At 52.0% G+C, this 17,520-nt stretch carries 17 protein-coding genes; 13 read left to right on the top strand and 4 right to left on the bottom strand.

Annotation, left to right across the window (positions count from 1 at the left end; all coding sequences use genetic code 11):
• The first annotated feature begins 136 nt into the window (after nt 1-136).
• Nucleotides 137-847, top strand: coding sequence for a hypothetical protein (locus J7439_RS01960; protein WP_209200006.1), 711 nt, complete (start codon nt 137-139; stop codon nt 845-847).
• Nucleotides 848-1,142: 295 nt separating this feature from the next.
• Here J7439_RS01960 and J7439_RS01955 read toward each other — a convergent pair whose 3' ends face one another.
• The 4 genes from J7439_RS01955 to J7439_RS01940 are packed head-to-tail and all read right to left on the bottom strand — an operon-like array spanning nt 1,143 to nt 7,805.
• Nucleotides 1,143-2,306 carry a DUF3322 domain-containing protein gene (locus J7439_RS01955; protein WP_209200005.1) on the bottom strand — a complete coding sequence of 388 codons (1,164 nt, stop codon included), beginning with the start codon at nt 2,304-2,306 and terminating at the stop codon, nt 1,143-1,145.
• On the bottom strand, nt 2,307-5,726 hold the full coding sequence (locus J7439_RS01950; RefSeq protein ID WP_209200004.1) for an ATP-binding protein: 3,420 nt from the start codon (nt 5,724-5,726) through the stop codon (nt 2,307-2,309).
• Nucleotides 5,707-6,324 carry a DUF4194 domain-containing protein gene (locus J7439_RS01945; protein WP_209200003.1) on the bottom strand — a complete coding sequence of 206 codons (618 nt, stop codon included), beginning with the start codon at nt 6,322-6,324 and terminating at the stop codon, nt 5,707-5,709. Before J7439_RS01945 ends, J7439_RS01950 begins: the two co-directional genes overlap by 20 nt.
• 35 nt (nt 6,325-6,359) lie before the next feature.
• On the bottom strand, nt 6,360-7,805 hold the full coding sequence (locus tag J7439_RS01940; RefSeq protein WP_209200002.1) for a DUF3375 domain-containing protein: 1,446 nt from the start codon (nt 7,803-7,805) through the stop codon (nt 6,360-6,362).
• Between the two features lie 389 nt (nt 7,806-8,194).
• On the opposite strand from J7439_RS01940, the gene ubiE reads away from it, so the two are divergent.
• The 12 genes from ubiE (at nt 8,195) to J7439_RS01880 (ending at nt 17,321) form a co-directional block, all read left to right on the top strand.
• Nucleotides 8,195-8,962, top strand: coding sequence for a bifunctional demethylmenaquinone methyltransferase/2-methoxy-6-polyprenyl-1,4-benzoquinol methylase UbiE (ubiE, locus tag J7439_RS01935; RefSeq protein ID WP_209200001.1), 768 nt, complete (start codon nt 8,195-8,197; stop codon nt 8,960-8,962).
• Nucleotides 8,962-9,639 (top strand): ubiquinone biosynthesis accessory factor UbiJ, encoded by a 678-nt coding sequence (locus J7439_RS01930; protein ID WP_209200000.1) that lies wholly within the window; start codon nt 8,962-8,964, stop codon nt 9,637-9,639. The genes ubiE and J7439_RS01930 overlap by 1 nt, the downstream gene beginning before the upstream one ends.
• 2 nt (nt 9,640-9,641) lie before the next feature.
• Nucleotides 9,642-11,252, top strand: coding sequence for a ubiquinone biosynthesis regulatory protein kinase UbiB (ubiB, locus tag J7439_RS01925; protein ID WP_286198130.1), 1,611 nt, complete (start codon nt 9,642-9,644; stop codon nt 11,250-11,252).
• 122 nt (nt 11,253-11,374) lie between these two features.
• The gene (locus J7439_RS01920; RefSeq protein ID WP_209199999.1) at nt 11,375-11,779 is read left to right on the top strand and encodes a hypothetical protein; all 405 of its coding nucleotides are present in this window, start codon (nt 11,375-11,377) and stop codon (nt 11,777-11,779) included.
• Between the two features lie 60 nt (nt 11,780-11,839).
• Nucleotides 11,840-12,247 carry a phosphoribosyl-AMP cyclohydrolase gene (gene hisI, locus J7439_RS01915; protein WP_209199998.1) on the top strand — a complete coding sequence of 136 codons (408 nt, stop codon included), beginning with the start codon at nt 11,840-11,842 and terminating at the stop codon, nt 12,245-12,247.
• 41 nt (nt 12,248-12,288) lie between these two features.
• Nucleotides 12,289-12,615, top strand: coding sequence for a phosphoribosyl-ATP diphosphatase (locus tag J7439_RS01910; RefSeq protein ID WP_209199997.1), 327 nt, complete (start codon nt 12,289-12,291; stop codon nt 12,613-12,615).
• A gap of 292 nt (nt 12,616-12,907) precedes the next feature.
• Complete coding sequence (gene tatA, locus J7439_RS01905) at nt 12,908-13,174, top strand: Sec-independent protein translocase subunit TatA (protein WP_209199996.1); 267 nt, start codon at nt 12,908-12,910, stop codon at nt 13,172-13,174.
• A gap of 135 nt (nt 13,175-13,309) precedes the next feature.
• A complete protein-coding gene (tatB, locus tag J7439_RS01900; protein WP_209199995.1) occupies nt 13,310-13,729 on the top strand; it encodes a Sec-independent protein translocase protein TatB in 420 nt (139 codons plus the stop codon).
• A 2-nt stretch (nt 13,730-13,731) separates the two neighbouring features.
• Nucleotides 13,732-14,526 carry a twin-arginine translocase subunit TatC gene (gene tatC, locus J7439_RS01895; RefSeq protein WP_209199994.1) on the top strand — a complete coding sequence of 265 codons (795 nt, stop codon included), beginning with the start codon at nt 13,732-13,734 and terminating at the stop codon, nt 14,524-14,526.
• Between the two features lie 150 nt (nt 14,527-14,676).
• Nucleotides 14,677-15,960 (top strand): ankyrin repeat domain-containing protein, encoded by a 1,284-nt coding sequence (locus J7439_RS01890; protein WP_209199993.1) that lies wholly within the window; start codon nt 14,677-14,679, stop codon nt 15,958-15,960.
• Nucleotides 15,961-16,225: 265 nt separating this feature from the next.
• Complete coding sequence (locus J7439_RS01885; protein WP_209199992.1) at nt 16,226-16,519, top strand: hypothetical protein; 294 nt, start codon at nt 16,226-16,228, stop codon at nt 16,517-16,519.
• A gap of 91 nt (nt 16,520-16,610) precedes the next feature.
• The gene (locus J7439_RS01880; RefSeq protein WP_209199991.1) at nt 16,611-17,321 is read left to right on the top strand and encodes a 16S rRNA (uracil(1498)-N(3))-methyltransferase; all 711 of its coding nucleotides are present in this window, start codon (nt 16,611-16,613) and stop codon (nt 17,319-17,321) included.
• Nucleotides 17,322-17,520 lie beyond the last annotated feature (199 nt).

Genomic DNA, 17,520 nt, shown 5'->3' with positions numbered 1-17,520 from the left:
GGGGGCAGGTTGATGAAGGAACGGTTGCCAACACCACGGCGGTGAACAGCCATGTCACAACCTTGGGTGAAGGTGCATACGCTGGCATCGGGGGGGGGGGCAGGTTGATGATGGAACGGTTGCCAACACCACGGCGGTGAACAGCTATGTCGATGGCACTGAAGTAAATATTGGATCTATCGCCAATGATCAGCTTCTTTGCCAAAAAGCAGACCCACGGGTGTTAACAGCCAATTGCTCTTCGCGAACAGAATTTCTGGATGCATTGGATTTGTCGTACAGTGATTCATGCCCGGTAAATACCGCTACACCCATTGCCGATGGTGGAACGGTTGCCAACACCACGATGGTGAACAGCAGCTTCGAAGGCAAGGGTTCGGATGTACCCCACGGCGTAGGGCGGAGGAGTGCTGGTGCCCCCCCGGCGGTGGACGGCAGGGTCGAAAGCAAGGGTTGGGATGCACCCCACGGCGTCGAGCGGAGGAGTGTTGGCGAGGGAGGGAGGGTTGCCGACACCCCGGCGGTGGACGGCAGCAATGCCGCTACAGCGTCAACAGCCGCTACCTTGGGAATTACCTCAGGTTCCCTTCTGGCAGCGGGCGGATTGGGGATTGCCGCCTATTCAACCTATCAATGGATTACCGGTTACCAGGAGGGGTTGCGTGGTCAGGAGCTGGCGATGAAACCAGTGACCCGTGGTAAAGAACTGGCAAGCACTGCGGTCAACTCGGTATCACAGGGTATTCAGGGAATCAGAGAACGAATGAACAGGCAGAGTGTTCCTACGCAGGAACCACCTCATGAAATAAATGAACTCGGTACAGACTGGGACGGAGTGATAGAGTAACTGAGCTGGACAAAGAAGGTTTGGGGTCAGAAACCAGCATCAGGTCTTGGAACTTGAATGTGTTCAAAAAGAAAGACCGCACTCTGGATTTTTGCCTCCCGTCTTAGGTTAGACATTAAGGAATCCATTGCAGAAAACCAGTTACTTTACTCCGCTGTTATTCCATATAGGATGTACTGAACCCACCTTGCAGTGAGAACTATCTTGCCGGGCATATACCTCCCTGTGGGAAGGGTCCTGTGCAGGATGACAGCGGAGTGAATCGGTAGATTTTCGCTGCTAATGCTATCAACGGTCAAAGGGCATCCAACAGCCAACCATAACCGATACGTTCCTGTTCAAGACGCAGGTTTTTCCCGTAGGTGTTATCCTTCAGTGCCGCAAACAATGGCAATTCATCCGGGGTAAGTCCCGCCAGTTCACCGGTAAAACGTTTACTGTCCAACTCCTCCGTGCAAAGTTCCAGATGCGCTTGCAGGGTGGCCTGGTCCATCAATAAGGAGCGGGCTTGCGGGAAATGCTGCCGCAGGCGGGAGAGTATGGCAAAACCGTGGGTGTCAATATCGCCCCAATATGTAATCTCTTTTCCCTTTAACCAGCTAATGGAAGACAGTGACTGAATACCATAGCCCAGCCCAAAGATTACAATGGCATCCGGTACCGGTGGAAAGGCAAGACCATTGACCTTGTTTTCCGTGATAAACACCTTGCTGGTTCCCGGGTCTATAAATTGTGAGACAGGAACCGTGATATCCGTCACCGGGCCGGGATGATCCAATAACCGGTATCGCACCAGTGGCTCATCAAACCGTAAACCAAAGCGGCGTTCAAAACCGTTTTCTGCCAGACCGGCAATGGTCCCATCAAAATCCTCCGGTTCCAGGGCCAGGCTCAGCAATTCCGAGAGAATACCCTTGTTATTTTCAATAAATTTGCTGTCCACTCCCTGAATATCCAACTGGCGGATATAACGCCCCGGTTTTGGGTTCAACTGAAAATATCGGCAGACCTTCAGTAACCGGGGCCAGCTATCAACCAACTCCAGGGCTTTTAACGGCTTTTCCTGCAGCCAGGGCATTAATTCTGGCAGCTGTCGTCTGGTTGTGCCCGCCAGTTCATCAAACTGGCGAAAGGCTTTGATCTTGCCGATAAAACCCAGCCAGTCTTCCCGGTGTTCAAACACAATGCGCTGGGGCAGGCGCTGGGTACCGAGCTGCTGATGGTTGATGCTGCGATAATCCAGCCGATAACCACTGCCTTTTACCGCTTTGCTATTGCTGTGCAACAGGGCTATCCAGTCCCGAACCTTGACAAACTCCTGGCTGAGCACTTTACCGGACGGTTTGCGAAACGTGATTTCCAGCGGGAACAGGGATTCTCCCTGCAAAACACTTCTCAGAAACGCCCCGGAACTCCAGGGGCGCAGGGATTTTTTCTGCAGTTCGGTGAGAGTAATCATTTAGCTAATGGCTTCTGCCCTGTGCTGGCTTATGGTTTCCTGCAGCAGGCGCTCCTGTTCCTGCTGTTTCTCCTGTCGGTATTGTTCAATGGTCAGGTTACGTAGCATTGAGTGGTTCCCACCCTGGTTATGAACAAAGTGGACAGAGTTCACATAATCTTCAATTACATGAATCTTCTGCAGGGGGGTGACAATCAATAATTGCAGGTTCAACCGGCGAAACAGCTCCAGCCCGTAGCGGGCGGACTCGTCAGAACCCCGGCCAAAGGCTTCGTCGATCATAACAAAGCGGAAAGAGCGGGAGTGGTTTTCGCCCCACTCCAGCCCCAGCTGGTAGGCCAGTGCTGCCGCCAGGATGGTGTAAGCCAGTTTCTCCTTTTGGCCACCGGATTTGCCACCGGCATCGGAATAAAACTCTTTTTCCGAGTCATCTTCCCGGTAGCGTTCCGAGGCATTGAACAGGAACCAATTGCGCACATCGGTCACTTTGCGGGTCCAGCGTTTGTCCAGCTCGCTCTGGCCTTCCCGGCCATTAAACCGTTCGACAATGGTTTTTACCTGAAGGAACTTGTTTTCCGCATAGGCATCATCGCTGTTATCGGCACTCAGCGTATCGCCGAGGCAGTTGCGCAGGTCGATTTTGAACTGGTTGATCTCCGGGTCCCGGTGATTGTCCGCCACAAGTCGTATATAGGTGCCGTCGCTGTAGTCAATAGCCGCCAGGGAGCGGTTAATGGTGGCGATTTTATCCCGAATGGTTTGTTGCTGATGATCCAGCCAGTTCTGGAACATGGCCATGTTGTGGATGGTGCCTTCATTGAGCATCTGTTTAAACCGTTGCTCATGGCGGGGCAGGTCTTCCCCTTGCAGGGTTTCCAGCATGGCGGTGAATTCAGCTACGGAGCCCATGGAAGCGTCCACTTCACGGGTTTCCTGGGGATAGGCGTTTTTATAGTCCGCCATCTGCCCGGTAATCCGGGCCGCCAGTTCCCGGGACTTTTTCTCCCGGCTATCCAGGCGGTTTTGCAGCCAGCTGCGCATGGTGGACTGGGAGCTGTCGCAGTTTTCAATGGTGACTTTTTTGTCTCCCAGGGCTTCCTTTTCCATTTCGGCAAGGGTGGGGAAGCAGGATTCACGGGCGGTTTCCGAAAGCTCCGATAGCTGTTGTTCAGAAAACTTCAGCAGTTTGTGATCCTGTTTCAGCTTCTCTGCAGCGGTACCGGACTCCCTGGTCAGTTTACGCTCCTGTTGTTCTTTTTCACCCGTCGCCGCTTCGCAACGTTCCAGGCGCTGGCGCAAGGTGCGAAGAATGTCGGAGCCGGTTTCCAGCTGCTGCTTTTCCTGTTCCAGACTGTTGATCTGGATGGCCAGAGGCTGCCAGTTGATTTCGGCAAAATCCGTATATTTCAGCAGCAGCTTCAGATCCAGCTGCCGCTGGTTCAGCTGGTTGATCTGCTGGTTAAACTGTATCTCAGCGCTGGCGGATTTCTGAATGTCGGCTTCCAGCTGTTTACGGGTGGCTTCCAGGGTGAAGATTTTTTCCCGGTTGCTCCAGCCCAGGACAAAACGGGAACGGTCATCAATACGGTAACGGTCGTCTTTTTCATGGCGGCTGCCGCCACTTTTGATCTGTCCGGCGGTGGTGATGGCCCGGATCTCCCGGCGGAAGTCGGCCAGCTGATCGCAACAGATATAGTCAAAGCGCTGGGACAGTTCCTGCTCAAGCCAGCTGTAAAACTGGCTGTCGGTTTTGATCGAGACCTTGCGGCACAGGGAGCGCGGGTCAAGGGTATCGGCCGTGGCACGGGCGGGCTGGCGAACCCGGTAATAGACCAGGCGTCCCTTGAGGTGGGTGCGATCTACATAGTCGGCAACGGACTGGTAGTGCTCATCGGGCACCAGCAGGCTCAGGGCAAAATTATGGAGTACGCGCTCTACGGCCCCTTCCCAGTGTTTGTCTTCTTCACGGACCTGGAGCAGTTCACCGGCAAAGGGCAGGGCGGATTCCGGCAGGTTGAGACATTCACTCAGGGCCTGACGAATGGCCAGGTTGCGGCTGGGGATATTGGACTGACGACTTTTCAGCGAGGCGATCTCTGCTTCCAGTTCATCGTGCTGGCTGCGCAGTTTCTGAAACTCAACGCGATGTTCCACTTGCTGGTTTTGCAGATCGGCCTGCTGTTTCTCCAGGGATTCCAGCCCGGTTTCCGCCTGCTGTCGGTTATGAAAAAAGCCATCGTCGTCTGCAGGTTGGGAGAATTCCAGGATGTTGCACAGTGCCTGGTAATCATCACAGGCTTTGGCGATGCGGTTCCGTTCCCGCCCCAGTCGTTCCAGTTCCGTTTTCAGTTCGGAGAGGCGCTGGCCGCCGTTCTGGTCAATAGCCCGTTCCAGTTCGCGACTGGTGGTGCGCAGGTCATCAATGGACAGCCGCAGCTCCTGCAGGCGGGATTCGAGTTTTTGCTGTTCCTGTTCCCGGCGCTGGATGCGTTCCGTCAGCAGCGTGATTTTTTTATCGGCAAAAAATCCGTACAGCGCTTCCCTGGACTGGCGCAGGGCGGCAATGGCCGACTCAATGCTTTCATACTGGTTGCAGTTATCAATCATGGGGGCGAGGCGGTCAATTTGCTGGCGAGCTTTCAGTACGGCCTCGTGAGCCCGGTTAAGGTTGTCAAACTGACGACTGAGTTCGTTGACTTTCTCCCCGGCATCGGTGCTTTCCAGCATATGGCTGCGGACAAACTCGGTCAGGTTGCCCACGGATTTCATGGAGACGGTCTGATAAAGCAGCTCCAGGGCCTGATCGTTGTCAATGCCCATCTGGCGGCGGAACTCGGCCTGGTACTGACTGAAACTGTCAAACAGCTTGATGTGCTCCTTTCGTTTCAGCTTTTTTTTCAGGTCGCCAATATCACTGCCAAAGCCGCTGAAATGTTTGGCAATGGCTAACGGTTTGCGGGCCACCAGATAGAATCGCTCCGGCGTATTGCTGTTATCCCGGCTCCAGAATACCTGGGCCAGGGTGATGGTCTGGTCAAACCCTTCGTTGACAAAACGGGCCAGCAAGACGCTGTAGCTGTTATGGTCCCGCAGGGCCACCGCCTTGGCACTGAGGGTGTCGTCATCTTTGGCGCTTTTGTAGTATCCGCGCACATAGGAGGTGAGGTTGCGCTCTTTGGTTTCCGCGCCGGCCGCCTTGTTATAGGTGATTTTCTGGCTGGGGACCAACAGGGTGGTGAGACCATCCACCAGGGTGGATTTACCGGAACCGATATCCCCGGTCAGCAGGCTGTTATCGCCACCGGGGGTGGCGACCCAGATTTTTTTGTGAAAGGTTCCCCAGTTCAGCACTTCCAGGGCTGCCAGGCGGAAGCCAGCCCGCTTCGGGCTGTCGGAAAAATCAAACGAGTGTGTCTGCATGGTCCCGGTATACCTTGAGTTTGTCGTTAAAATCGGCCAGCCAGTCGGCATCTACCAGTGCCTTGATGATGCGCCGCACTTCCCAGGCGGGGGGATTGCCTGACAGTTTTTTCAGGAAGCCAAATTCCGCCACTTTATTGATGTGGGTGTCGATCTGGTCAAACAGCCGGGCTTCATTGGCCCGGTCCGGCAGGAACACCCGCATCATCTCAACGATCTGTTCACGGTTCAGGATCAGCCGGGCATCACCACCGCTGGCATCCTGCTCCACCATTTTTTTACGCAGCAGTACGCAGAGCAGGCTGACCGGAAAACTGAGGGGGCGACGGGCCACCAGTCGCGGCAGCTTTGTCTTGTCGTCGTCTGCTTCGACGGTCTCTTCGTCCAGTTGCCGGAGAAAAGCATAACCTTCGGCCTCGTCCAGGATCAGGTCCAGACCCATGACCCGGACATAGTCCAATACCGGTCCATGAAGTTCTTCAAGTTGTTGCCATACCGCCGGATTCTGGTCCCGGTAGACAACGCCTTTCATCAGGTTGACCACAACCACACCCAGATTGGCGTTCCCCTGTGATGGGGCTGATACATTATTACTCATTTTTTATGACGCAGTTATTGATGGGTAAAAAACCATTAACGGGTAAAAATCACCGAAGGCATCCACGCCGCTTTGGTGTTCCCGGTATTGTCCAGCCACTGAACCGCCTGATTATGCTCGGCGTTAATGACCGCCCGATCCGATTCAGCCGCGATATGTAAGTAGGCGACCACTTCACTTAACCCTTTTTTCACCGGGTAGAGTTCCAGTAGTTCTGCCAGGGTGATTTGTGACCGGGTTTGCAGGGCGAAGCGAATCTGGCTTTTCAGGGTCTGCTCATCCACATAGTGCTGATTGTACAGTGCGCTGGTGTCCACATCGCCCTGACCCTCTTCCGGCACTTCATCAATCACCGGGCGCAGTGCGGGGCGGAACAGTCCCCGGCCCATGGGCAATTCCACTTCCGGTTTTAACGGAGACAGTGTGGTGAAGAGTTTATCCGGTGGCGGGGTCTGGCGAATGGTGATGGCGTTCTGCTCAATATCCCGGACAATCTCCATAATCCGGCGGTTTTCCAGCCAGGCCTGGTCATCCAGGTAGCGGCGTAACTGTTCCACTAACAGGGCGCAGGTGCTGTTCACTTTTTCCCCGGCTTCCAACAGGCGGAAACGGATACCGTCCAGCAAAGGGTCTTTGTCACTGTTGAGGCTATTGATTTCCGGCAACCGGAGAACTTTTTGCAATGTCTCCTGCAATTCATCCTGGCTGACCGGGGACATCAGCCAGCTCCAGAATGCCTTGAAACTGCGGCCCTGGTCCGATTCGGTAATGGCATCCTGCTCGGAGAAAATGGTGTCCAGCATCTGGCCCTTACCGCTGCTGCTGGTGGTGATCCGCTCCCGGACGCCCCGGTCCAGTGCCCGGAAGTTCTCTTCCACCTGACGGAAGTCAGACAACAGTTGCCGTGCGGTATCTTCTGCCTGCAGGAATTTTTCCTTGATACGGGTGCCGTCGTGAGGGGTGACATGACCCTCACGAAGCTGGGCAATCTGTCGTTCAATGGCGGTCTTTTCCTGCTCTAATTGTTGAATGCGCAGGGTGGGGTCGGTCTCGGTCTCATCGGCAATCTCCCGCAGTAGCCGGAAGATGGTCAGTAGTCTGGACTCGGTGCCGACAAATTGATTCTGCTCAAAACTGGCAATCCACTCAATCACTTTTTCAGTGGCGGGCGTCAGGTCAAACAGCGGTTCATCGCCCATGCTGGCGGGTGGGTAGTACTTTCTTAAATACCCTTGTTCACCGGCAGACCAGTTGTTGAGATAATCCCGCCCTTTTTTGGGGTAGCGGTTCTCCCCGGTGGTTTCCCGTAAATGGTGCAGGTAGTCGTCCAGTTTCGTGGCCAGCTCTTCTGCCCCCACCGAGCGTTGGTTGGTGGCAATAAAGGCACGGTGGAGGAAGCTGATAATCAATGGTGCGCTGTCCGCCTGCAACAGTCGCCAGGCCGGGTGGCTGCGCAGGCCGGAGATACGGTTGAAGTCCATGGGGTAGAATGAGTAATGACAGAACCAATAATAAATAGTGGCAGTGATGGTAGTTGATTACGGAAGCTTATTCCATGACTTCGCTCTTATTCTCCCCCGGCTAGAAATTCTACCTGAATAACTTCCTCTTTTTGCCACAGAGACACGGAGGCACAGAGGAAAAGATTTTTCTTTTCTCCGTGCCTCCGTGTCTCTGTGGCAGGGCTTTTCTTTGCTGGATAACATCGAAAATGTGGCAGTTATTTCAGGACAGTTCCATAGAGAGCATTCGCCGTTTTTTCCGGTAATGGCGACGATACCTGTTCTCATGCTTACGCCATAAGCCATTTGCCTTTACAATAGCCAGCCATAGTATAGATAGATTGATCGAATGAATGCCGGGAAGGATCATGACTGACAGTGGCAAGCAAAAGCATGATGGCACAACGCACTTTGGTTATCGTGATGTGCCAGAGAGTGATAAAGAAGGGCTGGTAGCGGGTGTCTTTCACTCGGTAGCCAGCAGCTATGATGTGATGAATGACCTGATGTCCATGGGCATTCACCGTCTCTGGAAGCGTTTTACCATTGAGCTTTCCGCCGCCAGGCCCGGCCATGTGATACTGGATATCGCCGGGGGTACTGGCGATCTGGCAAAGCAGTTTTCCCGTATCGTTGGGGAAAACGGCCGAGTGGTGCTGGCGGATATCAACGAATCCATGTTACGCGTCGGTCGGGATCGACTGACTGATCAGGGCATTGTTGGCAATATGGAGTTTGTCCAGGCCAATGCAGAATGCCTGCCCTTCCCGGATAACACCTTTGACTGCATTACCATCTCTTTTGGTCTGCGCAATGTGACGGATAAGGATGCGGCGCTGAGGTCCATGTGTAGGGTGTTAAAACCGGGTGGCAGATTACTGGTTCTTGAGTTTTCCAAAACCAACAATCCACTGCTGACCAAGGCTTATGATCTCTATTCGTTCAGTTTGTTGCCGATCATGGGCAAGCTGGTGGCCGGGGACTCCGAAAGCTATCGGTATCTGGCGGAAAGCATTCGCATGCATCCGGATCAGGAGACGCTGGAAGGCATGATGAAAAAGGCCGGGTTTGTCAATACTGCTTACCACAATATGACCGGCGGTATTGTGGCGCTGCATAAGGGAGTTAAGCCCTGATGGTCGGCTCTTCTGACAGTGCTTTTGACAACATCATCATCAAAACGGGTCTGCTGGCAGCCTTCGAACGCCAGGTCAATGGGCTGCTGGCTCTGGACCCGGTAACCATAAAAAAACTGTCTCTCTGGTTTGGTAAGGTGGTCGCTTTCCAGTGCACTTCGCCACAGTGGTTATGTTATGTCCACTTTGAGCATGACCGTATTCGTCTTGCCGGTACTCTTGGGGAAGAGAGCGAAAGCCTGGTGGATGCAACCTTTACAGGTTCCAGCGTTGCATTTGCCACACTGGCGACACGCAGAAATCTATCGTTTGCTGATGTTCCCGGGTTGAGTGTTTCTGGTGATGAGGCGCTGATTACTGATTTGCAGCAGATTCATCAGCAGATGGAGCTGGACTGGGAAAGACCGCTTTGCCAGACCTTTGGTGATATCACCGGGCATGTGATGGCCCGGGGGCTCCGCTTTGTCGGTGACCATGTCCACAGAGGGCAGCAGCTGGTTATGGACAACCTCGGGGAATACCTTCAGGAAGAACTTCGCCTGATTCCATCCAGGGTTGAGGTGGCAGGTTTTGCAGAAGAAGTGGGGTGCCTTGTTGAGTCCATGGACCGGCTGGAGGAGCAATGGCAAACCATACAACCTGCAAAAGATACATCTGATGCCAAATCGGGGGCCTGACGTTGATCCGTTTGTTGAAAATTGTGGCCGCTGTCGCCCGTAACCGGCTGGATAATCTGATTGATTCGGAGCGCTCACCGTTCTGGCTGCGCTGCCTGCTGATTCTGCTGCCCTGGCGCTATTTTATCCGTAATAATGCTCCCCGGGGTGAGCGTGTCCGCCTCTCTCTGGAGGCGCTCGGGCCGATCTTTATCAAGTTCGGGCAAATTCTCTCAACCCGGCGGGACCTGTTGCCGGATGATATCAGTGATGAGTTGTCCCGGCTTCAGGATGATGTTCCGCCGTTTCCCGCCGCCGAGGCGATTGGCATTATTGAGTCCAGTCTGGGCAGCGATGTCGATACCCTGTTTGCCCGTTTTGATCGTGGGCCATTAGCTTCTGCCTCGGTTGCCCAGGTTCATACCGCTCAGCTGCATACCGGTGAAGAGGTGGTGGTCAAAGTGATTCGTCCGGGCATTGACCGGGTGATTCGCAAAGACATTGGCTTAATGTATCTGTTTGCCCGCTTGCTGATTGCTTTATCAAAAGACGCTCGTCGTTTGAGGCCGGTGGAAGTGGTGGCCGACTATGAACGTACAATTCTGGATGAGCTTGATCTGTTGCGGGAAGCGGCTAATTGTTCGCAGCTGCGACGTAACTTCCTGACCTCTCCCCTGTTGTTTGTGCCCCAGGTTTACTGGGATTATTGCCGCACAAAAGTAATGGTCGTCGAGCGGATTTATGGGGTTCCTGTTTCCGATATTGCCACGATGAAAGCCCGGCATGTGGATATGAAGAAGCTGGCAGAGCGGGGCGTTGAAATATTCTTTACCCAGGTGTTTCGGGATCGCTTTTTCCATGCGGATATGCATCCGGGCAATATTTTTATTGATACCACCAATCCTGCCGAGCCCCGCTATATCGGGATCGATTGTGGCATTATCGGTACGCTTGAGCCGGAAGATCAGCACTATCTGGCCAGTAACCTGCTGGCTTTCTTTCGGCGGGACTACCGCAAGGTTGCCCAGTTGCATGTGGATTCCGGATGGGTGCCCAGAGATACGCCGGTAGGGGAGCTTGAAGCAGCGATTCGTACCGTCTGTGAACCGATATTTGAAAAGCCACTTAAGGATATCTCCTTTGGCCAGCTGCTGGTCAGGCTCTTTCAGGTGGCCCGCCGCTTTAATATGCAGGTTCAACCGCAGCTGGTGCTGCTGGAGAAGACATTATTGAATGTGGAGGGATTGGGGCGGCAGCTATACCCGGATCTCGACCTTTGGGCCACGGCTCAGCCCTATCTGGAAAAGTGGATGAAAGACCAGGTCAGTCCAACCGGCATTCTCTGCAATATTAAGGAGCAAAGTGCAGACTGGCTGCTAAGTGCTCCCGTGATGGCTCAAAGAGTGATGTCAACGGTGCGAACCCTGGTTGATCAGCAACAGGCGTTGCATCATCAGCAGGTGAGGGCGGAAAAACGCCAGAAAAAGCAGAGACGTTTTGGCGTTCTGCTACTTCTGGCAGGCGGGGCATTGATGGTGACTTCAGGTTCCCTTTTTGTGGAAAAAGAGCTGCTGGATCAGACAATGGTTGGATTACTGGCTGTGGCAATGGGTGGTTGGCTGGTTGTTCGCTAAGAAGGTTGCCAGCTTACACCGTTTTTATGAAAACCCCCGGGTCAGCCACAAATCGGCCCATGAACTTTTTCTCATACCGGGGGTCAAAATATTGGTATCCATCAGCTATCAGGAGTTGCCCCATGAATTCGGTTCCGGGTGGTTTTGTAAGCGGCACCCAACCACCAGGCTACGGCGCTACTGAAGCGTCAGGTTCAGATGTGCCTGGACGTTTCTCGGGGCATGACGTCGTTGCTTCCCAGCCTTGTCGCCTGTGTGCTGCGCCTCCACCGTCCTACTCGGAAGCTATGAGGCAGACTCCACAAGCTTTTCCTGACCGTAATAAACCTGTTCCTGACCGTAATAATGTGCTTTTGCTCAATAACGTCAGGAGACAGATGAGAGAAGATGCTTTCCAGGTAGAGCGGCGCGCTAACGATAAAGGGTGTTGTGAACAGCTATTTGGCAATGGTTGTTTAGGTGATCTTCTCCAAATCTGTTGTGTTAGTGCCTGTATGCTAACGTTGTCGTGTCTCTGCGGGAAATAGGGATATGATATCTGATCAGCCGCGTAAGTATGTGAACAAATAAAATGATTGGATAGTGTTATGAAAACAACTCACTGGTTGGATGAGGTTCAATGGAACGATGATGGCCTGGTGACAGCCATTGCCCAGGACCATAAAACCGCAGAGGTTTTGATGTTGGCCTGGATGAACCGGGAATCACTGGAACTGACCCTGAAGGAACAGGTTGCCATTTACTGGTCCCGTTCACGGGGCAGGCTATGGCGCAAGGGCGAAAGCTCTGGCCATACGCAACGGCTGGTAGAGTGTCGCCTTGACTGTGATGGCGATGCGATCCTGCTGAAAGTGGAACAAACCGGTGGTATTGCCTGTCACACAGGACGTAAGTCTTGCTTTTATCGTCGCCTCAGGGATAACCATGGAGAAGCATCGTGGAATACCGAAGAGCCGGTGTTGCAGGATCCGGCAACGATTTATGGACATCAGTAAAGGCTGGTTTCTTTGCTGTAAATCATCCCACAGGTTAAAACATGAGCGATATAATCAAAAAATTGACTGAAGTATTAAGCAACCGCAGGCAGGCTGATCCGGATTCCTCTTATGTTGCACAGCTTCATAATAAGGGACTGGACCATATTCTGAAAAAAGTGGGGGAAGAGTCAGCAGAAGTGCTGATTGCCGCCAAGGCAGCAGAATATGATCATAATCGGGAGGCGGTTATTTATGAAACGGCTGATCTCTTGTTTCACACCATGGTCATGCTGTCTCACCTTGGGCTTGAGCCTGCTGATGTGTTGAATGAGCTGGATCGTCGTTTCGGGCTTTCCGGTATAGAAGAGAAAGCATCCCGCGGGTAACTGTATTTCCCAACTTTTCCTGAACGTTTGTTGCAAAATAGCCACACCCCTAGGAGGCTGACCGAGAATAGCGCCCGTAGCGAGGACGGCAGAAAATTGAGGATAAAAATTCGGTTTTGTGAGGTGAATAGCGGGGCTATTTGCCGAACAAAAGCGGATTTTTAGACCAATTTGCTGTCGCCGCAGTAGGGCAGTCTATCCTCGGACAGGCTCCTAGCGATGGAATGGGGTAATATGTCCTCTCTTTGTGTATTATCTGATCAGCTTTTATGGAGAGCTGAAGGAGTAGAAAATGGGTTTTGGTGGCATCAGTATCTGGCAGTTGCTGATCATTCTGTTGATCGTAGTGATGCTTTTTGGTACGAAAAAGCTTCGCGGAATAGGCAGTGATCTGGGCAGTGCAGTGAAAGGTTTTAAAAAAGCACTGGGCTCTGATGAAGAGTCGGAAGGTGAGAAAAATAATGAAAAAAACTCAGGGAAAGCTGAACTAAAGGCTGGCTCTGTTGAGCAGCGTAATCTTGAGTCTGACCTGGAAAAGTCCAGGCATAAGCAGTCTTGACTGTATAAAAGGGCTTTCAGGCCTGTTTTCTGGCGGAAGCTGTTCTTTTGAGCCAAGTGTGATCCCCTCATGCAGGGGAGACTACAGCTACCCTTTGGTGATTGAGTGGCTAGTCGAGAGGTGTGATAGTTCGCTGTGCTTGATATAGGTTTTACAGAGTTGTTATTGGTTGCCGTAATTGCCCTGGTGGTGCTGGGTCCGGAGCGCCTGCCCCGGGCCATCCGGACAACCGCTTACTGGGTGGGCAAAATTCGTCGCAGTTTCCAGTCCGTAAAAGAGGAGCTTGAGCGGGAGATTGATGCCGACGGAATCAAGCAGCAATTGCACAATGAAGCTGTCATGAAAGAGTTGCATAAAACCCGCGAACAGTTTCAAAGTCAGATCAATGATCTGAAAAAGTCTGTGAGCATTGATCCTGCTGAAGACCAGACGTCTTCCGGTGTAAATACTTCGCCCGGGGGTGACAGTGGCTCAGTGAGTGGAGATGGCAGTGTTAACAAACAGGCAGTGAATGACACCTCTGCTGGTCTGTCTCAGGAAAAGGGCAGTAAGTAACTATGTCGCAAAGAACGTCGGGAAAAAACTCGGATCATTCTCAGACAACGAAAGGAACAGGGCAGGATAAAGAGCAGCCTCTCGTTCAGCACCTCCTTGAGCTGCGTGGGCGTATCCTGAAAAGCCTGGTTGCCGTGCTGGTGGTTTTTGCCGGGCTGTTTTACTTTGCCAACGATATTTACGTTTATATCTCGGAACCGCTCCGCGCCAGCCTGCCGGAAGGCAGTACCATGATTGCCACCGAGGTGGCCTCACCCTTTCTGGCACCCTTTAAGCTGACCATTGTGCTGTCGCTGTTTATTGCGATTCCATTTATTCTTCATCAGGCATGGGGCTTTATTGCGCCTGGCCTGTATCGGCATGAGAAAGTCATCGCAATTCCCCTGTTGGTTGCCAGTATTGTTTTGTTTTACCTGGGCATTGCCTTTGCCTATTATGTGGTCTTCCCTTTGATTTTCTCGTTTTTCACCACCGTTGGCCCTGAGTCAGTCACCGTGATGACGGATATCAACAGTTATCTGGATTTTATCCTGAAACTGTTCTTTGCCTTTGGTATCGCTTTTGAAATCCCTGTGGCGACGGTGCTGCTGGTGTGGTCGGGGGTGACGACGGTCGAAAGCCTCAAGGAAAAGCGCCCATACGTGGTGGTTGGCTGCTTTGTGATCGGTATGATCATGACGCCGCCTGATGTTATTTCCCAGTCTCTGCTGGCCATTCCGATGTGGCTGTTGTTTGAGTGCGGAATTCTCTTTGCCCGGTTTGTGAAAAGCCGGAAACCGGATGAGGCGGAAGCATAGCACTCTGTTTTAATGCTCATTACAGTTGTCTTAAAGCATGACGGTTATCACTTTAGGCGAAGAAGTATTGAACGTTTTCCTGTTTCGTCGGTCATATTTATCATCAAGTTAAAGATTGAATGATGATAGGTAGATTACCTGAGGTGACAGATGAATCCTTACAGAGATTTATGCAGCGCTATTGCGCCCGATCTACAATCCATGTCTTTCGGGTCAGGGCAGAACCAGGCCCCGGCAAATGGTAATGTCAACGGTGTCAGTGCTTTACCGGATGTAATGCCAGCCATTGAACCCGGTAGGGTTCTTTTAACCAGGCGTTTATGTGTTGACTTGGAGAGTCATAAGGTGGTTAAGCTGGAGCAGATTCAGAATTTCCTTTCTAATGACGTTGATTTGAATACACAGATTACTGCCGGTGACTTGCGAGATTGTAATCCATTGCACTCAGCGGCCATATCAGGCAATGGAGAGGCGGTGGCAGCCATCATCGCCACGGGACAGGTAACAGATATCAATGTTGTTGATGGAAATGGTTTTACGCCACTGGCATTGCTTTGTGGAGCCAGGGTTGAGAAAGCCAAATTCGTTTGTCGTTTTGCCAGTGAGCCTGAAGAGCACAAAGCAAGACTTCTGGGCCTGGAGGCCTTGCTTGGGGCGGGAGCCAATCAGCACACAGCGGATCGCAATGGCTGCAAGCCTGTTCATCATGCCGCCAGGTACAACTTCCCCGGATTGATCAAGCGTATAGCGGAGCAGGGGGGTGCTGGCATTGACGGTACTGTTCGTTCCACTGATATCATTAATAGCCGTGATCGACATGGCAATACGCCATTGCACATTGCCGCCGGTAATAATGGACTGGGTGCGGCAGAGACCTTATTGACGCTGGGAGCGGATGTCATGGCACTCAATAAGTCTGGCCAGACACCATTGCATTGGCTGTGTATGTCTAAAAAGAACAATAACGTCTTCGGCGGCATGATAGCCTGTTTGTTGCTGGAGCATGGCGTAAATGGCAATCAGAGAGATAAAAAAGAATTTACCTGGCTTGAATATGCAGGCAAAAACAGTATGGATAAACTGCTGGAGTATGTGGTAAACAAGCACAATTCAGTATTGCCTGACCAGAAGAGTAAGATCGCCGTAGCCGTCGCTAGCAGATGCAATGTGAATACTGGTAGGAAATCAGCAATATCTGTAGCCCAATCGGAAGAGATTATCAGCTTACTCCGGTCGATGCCAGATACTCAGGCCTCTAGCCTGAGAGATATCTGCAAGGGGTCTATTCGAGATACTCTGGTCCAGAATCAAAGAGATTTGGGTTGTCCGGGTGACCAGATTACTGATCGTACTAATAATGAAGCTGTGCCTCTGCTACCTCTCATGCCTATGGAGAAGTTAGATATGCAGAATGACGAGAATTTTTTTGAGTAAGTCCACGGAAAGCTGTCCGCGAATGGCATGATCTTCGCGGCTCCAGCATCCATGCAGTCCTGCGAGGTAGCCAATTGATCTGAAGGTGAGGTTTGCCCGGCTATTAGAATCACTGATTCCTCTCAAAAACAGGATTTTTTCCTCAATTTTTACCATCCTCGCTATCTGCTTGCCCAGACGGGGTCGCCCAGACGGGGTCGCCCAGACGGGGTCGCCCAGACGGGTGCTATGCTATCCTATGATACGGTTGTTTCAGGGAGGAAGTATGCCATATCCCCACTTCTCAGATGGTCAGGAAGAGTTTAATTCTGACCGCATTTACCATCATTCACCATTTGACGTTCCCATCGAGGTGGTCCAGAACGGCCTGCTCTGGCTACTCTCTGATCCGGTTTTTCACCCACTTAAAGCATCGCTTTCGAGTGATTTTTTGACTGTGGATGAGTTAAGGGATGAGTTGGTATCTGATAAGATCAAGCTATCGTCGGTAGCCATTGATCGGGTACTTGATGAGATTGACCGGCTTGTGGATGATTATCGGAAAGGCGTCGCTTTTTAAGCACTCTGGGTGCTCTGATTTTCCTTTTATATGAATGTGTCAGTTTCAGTTCCCTGCTGATTAACTGGCTTATCAGCGTATGGCTGTTTAGATGAATCTTCTCCTCCTTGAGCAACAACACTTTATTGATGAATGGCATGCAGAGCTGGACCAGCGACAGTTAAGGCATGTGCTGGATGTTCATCAGGCCAGTAAAGGCGATGTGCTGCGTGTTGGCCTGGTGAATGGCAACATGGGTACGGGGAAAATTACTCATCTGTCTTCAGAAATAATGCGTCTTGAGGTGAAGCTGAATACGCCTCCCCCTCCGGCCCTGCCTTTGACGGTTCTGCTGGCTTTACCCCGGCCCAAAATGCTCAAACGTTCACTCCAGCATCTAACGGCGCTGGGTGTTAAAAAGATTATCCTGATGAACAGTTATCGGGTTGAAAAAAGTTTCTGGCAGTCCCCCTGGTTAAGCCCCGGGAAAGTGCGTGAGCAGCTGATACTGGGTCTTGAACAGGCCCGGGATACGATCATGCCAGAAGTGATTCTTGAAAAGCGTTTCAAACCTTTTGTGGAAGATCGTTTGCCGACCCTGGTGGCAGGAAAGCTGGGATTGGTGGCTCATCCGCTAGGGGGCGAAAGCTGCCCGCATCAGATTTCCGGGCCTGCTGTGCTGGCTATTGGTCCGGAAGGGGGCTTTATTGACTATGAAGTGGATAAACTGGAACAGGCCGGGTTTCACAGGATCCATCTTGGACCACGTATTTTACGGGTCGAAACTGCGGTAACGGCCATCGTCAGCAAACTTTACGATTGATACTCAACAGAGTATGGTAAAGGTGAGCGTTCTGGCGATAATGCAGTCACTGTCGCTCACTCCATACAGTGAGTTTCCAGATATATTAACTGACTGTTTCACAATAAACGGTACCAACACGGCTCTGACTATGGACGGAAAGAGATTAGTAGTTGTAGGTTTGTTTGCTCCCCTGCTTTTTATTGCCAATGCATTGGCA

Source organism: Salinisphaera sp. G21_0, from assembly GCF_017744115.1.
Taxonomy (GTDB): Bacteria; Pseudomonadota; Gammaproteobacteria; order Pseudomonadales; family Endozoicomonadaceae; genus Endozoicomonas.
Note: the sequence above shows the minus strand (reverse complement) of the source record. Positions and strands in the feature narration are given on the sequence as shown.

Bases quoted from the DNA above. Each gene is read 5' to 3' on its own strand.
- J7439_RS01955 (WP_209200005.1), bottom strand. From the start codon at position 2,306: ATGATTACTCTCACCGAACTGCAGAAAAAATCCCTGCGCCCCTGGAGT.
- J7439_RS01950 (WP_209200004.1), bottom strand. From the start codon at position 5,726: ATGCAGACACACTCGTTTGATTTTTCCGACAGCCCGAAGCGGGCTGGC.
- J7439_RS01945 (WP_209200003.1), bottom strand. From the start codon at position 6,324: ATGAGTAATAATGTATCAGCCCCATCACAGGGGAACGCCAATCTGGGT.
- J7439_RS01940 (WP_209200002.1), bottom strand. From the start codon at position 7,805: ATGGACTTCAACCGTATCTCCGGCCTGCGCAGCCACCCGGCCTGGCGA.
- ubiE (WP_209200001.1), top strand. From the start codon at position 8,195: ATGACTGACAGTGGCAAGCAAAAGCATGATGGCACAACGCACTTTGGT.
- J7439_RS01930 (WP_209200000.1), top strand. From the start codon at position 8,962: ATGGTCGGCTCTTCTGACAGTGCTTTTGACAACATCATCATCAAAACG.
- J7439_RS01920 (WP_209199999.1), top strand. From the start codon at position 11,375: ATGAATTCGGTTCCGGGTGGTTTTGTAAGCGGCACCCAACCACCAGGC.
- hisI (WP_209199998.1), top strand. From the start codon at position 11,840: ATGAAAACAACTCACTGGTTGGATGAGGTTCAATGGAACGATGATGGC.
- J7439_RS01910 (WP_209199997.1), top strand. From the start codon at position 12,289: ATGAGCGATATAATCAAAAAATTGACTGAAGTATTAAGCAACCGCAGG.
- tatA (WP_209199996.1), top strand. From the start codon at position 12,908: ATGGGTTTTGGTGGCATCAGTATCTGGCAGTTGCTGATCATTCTGTTG.
- tatC (WP_209199994.1), top strand. From the start codon at position 13,732: ATGTCGCAAAGAACGTCGGGAAAAAACTCGGATCATTCTCAGACAACG.
- J7439_RS01890 (WP_209199993.1), top strand. From the start codon at position 14,677: ATGAATCCTTACAGAGATTTATGCAGCGCTATTGCGCCCGATCTACAA.
- J7439_RS01885 (WP_209199992.1), top strand. From the start codon at position 16,226: ATGCCATATCCCCACTTCTCAGATGGTCAGGAAGAGTTTAATTCTGAC.
- J7439_RS01880 (WP_209199991.1), top strand. From the start codon at position 16,611: ATGAATCTTCTCCTCCTTGAGCAACAACACTTTATTGATGAATGGCAT.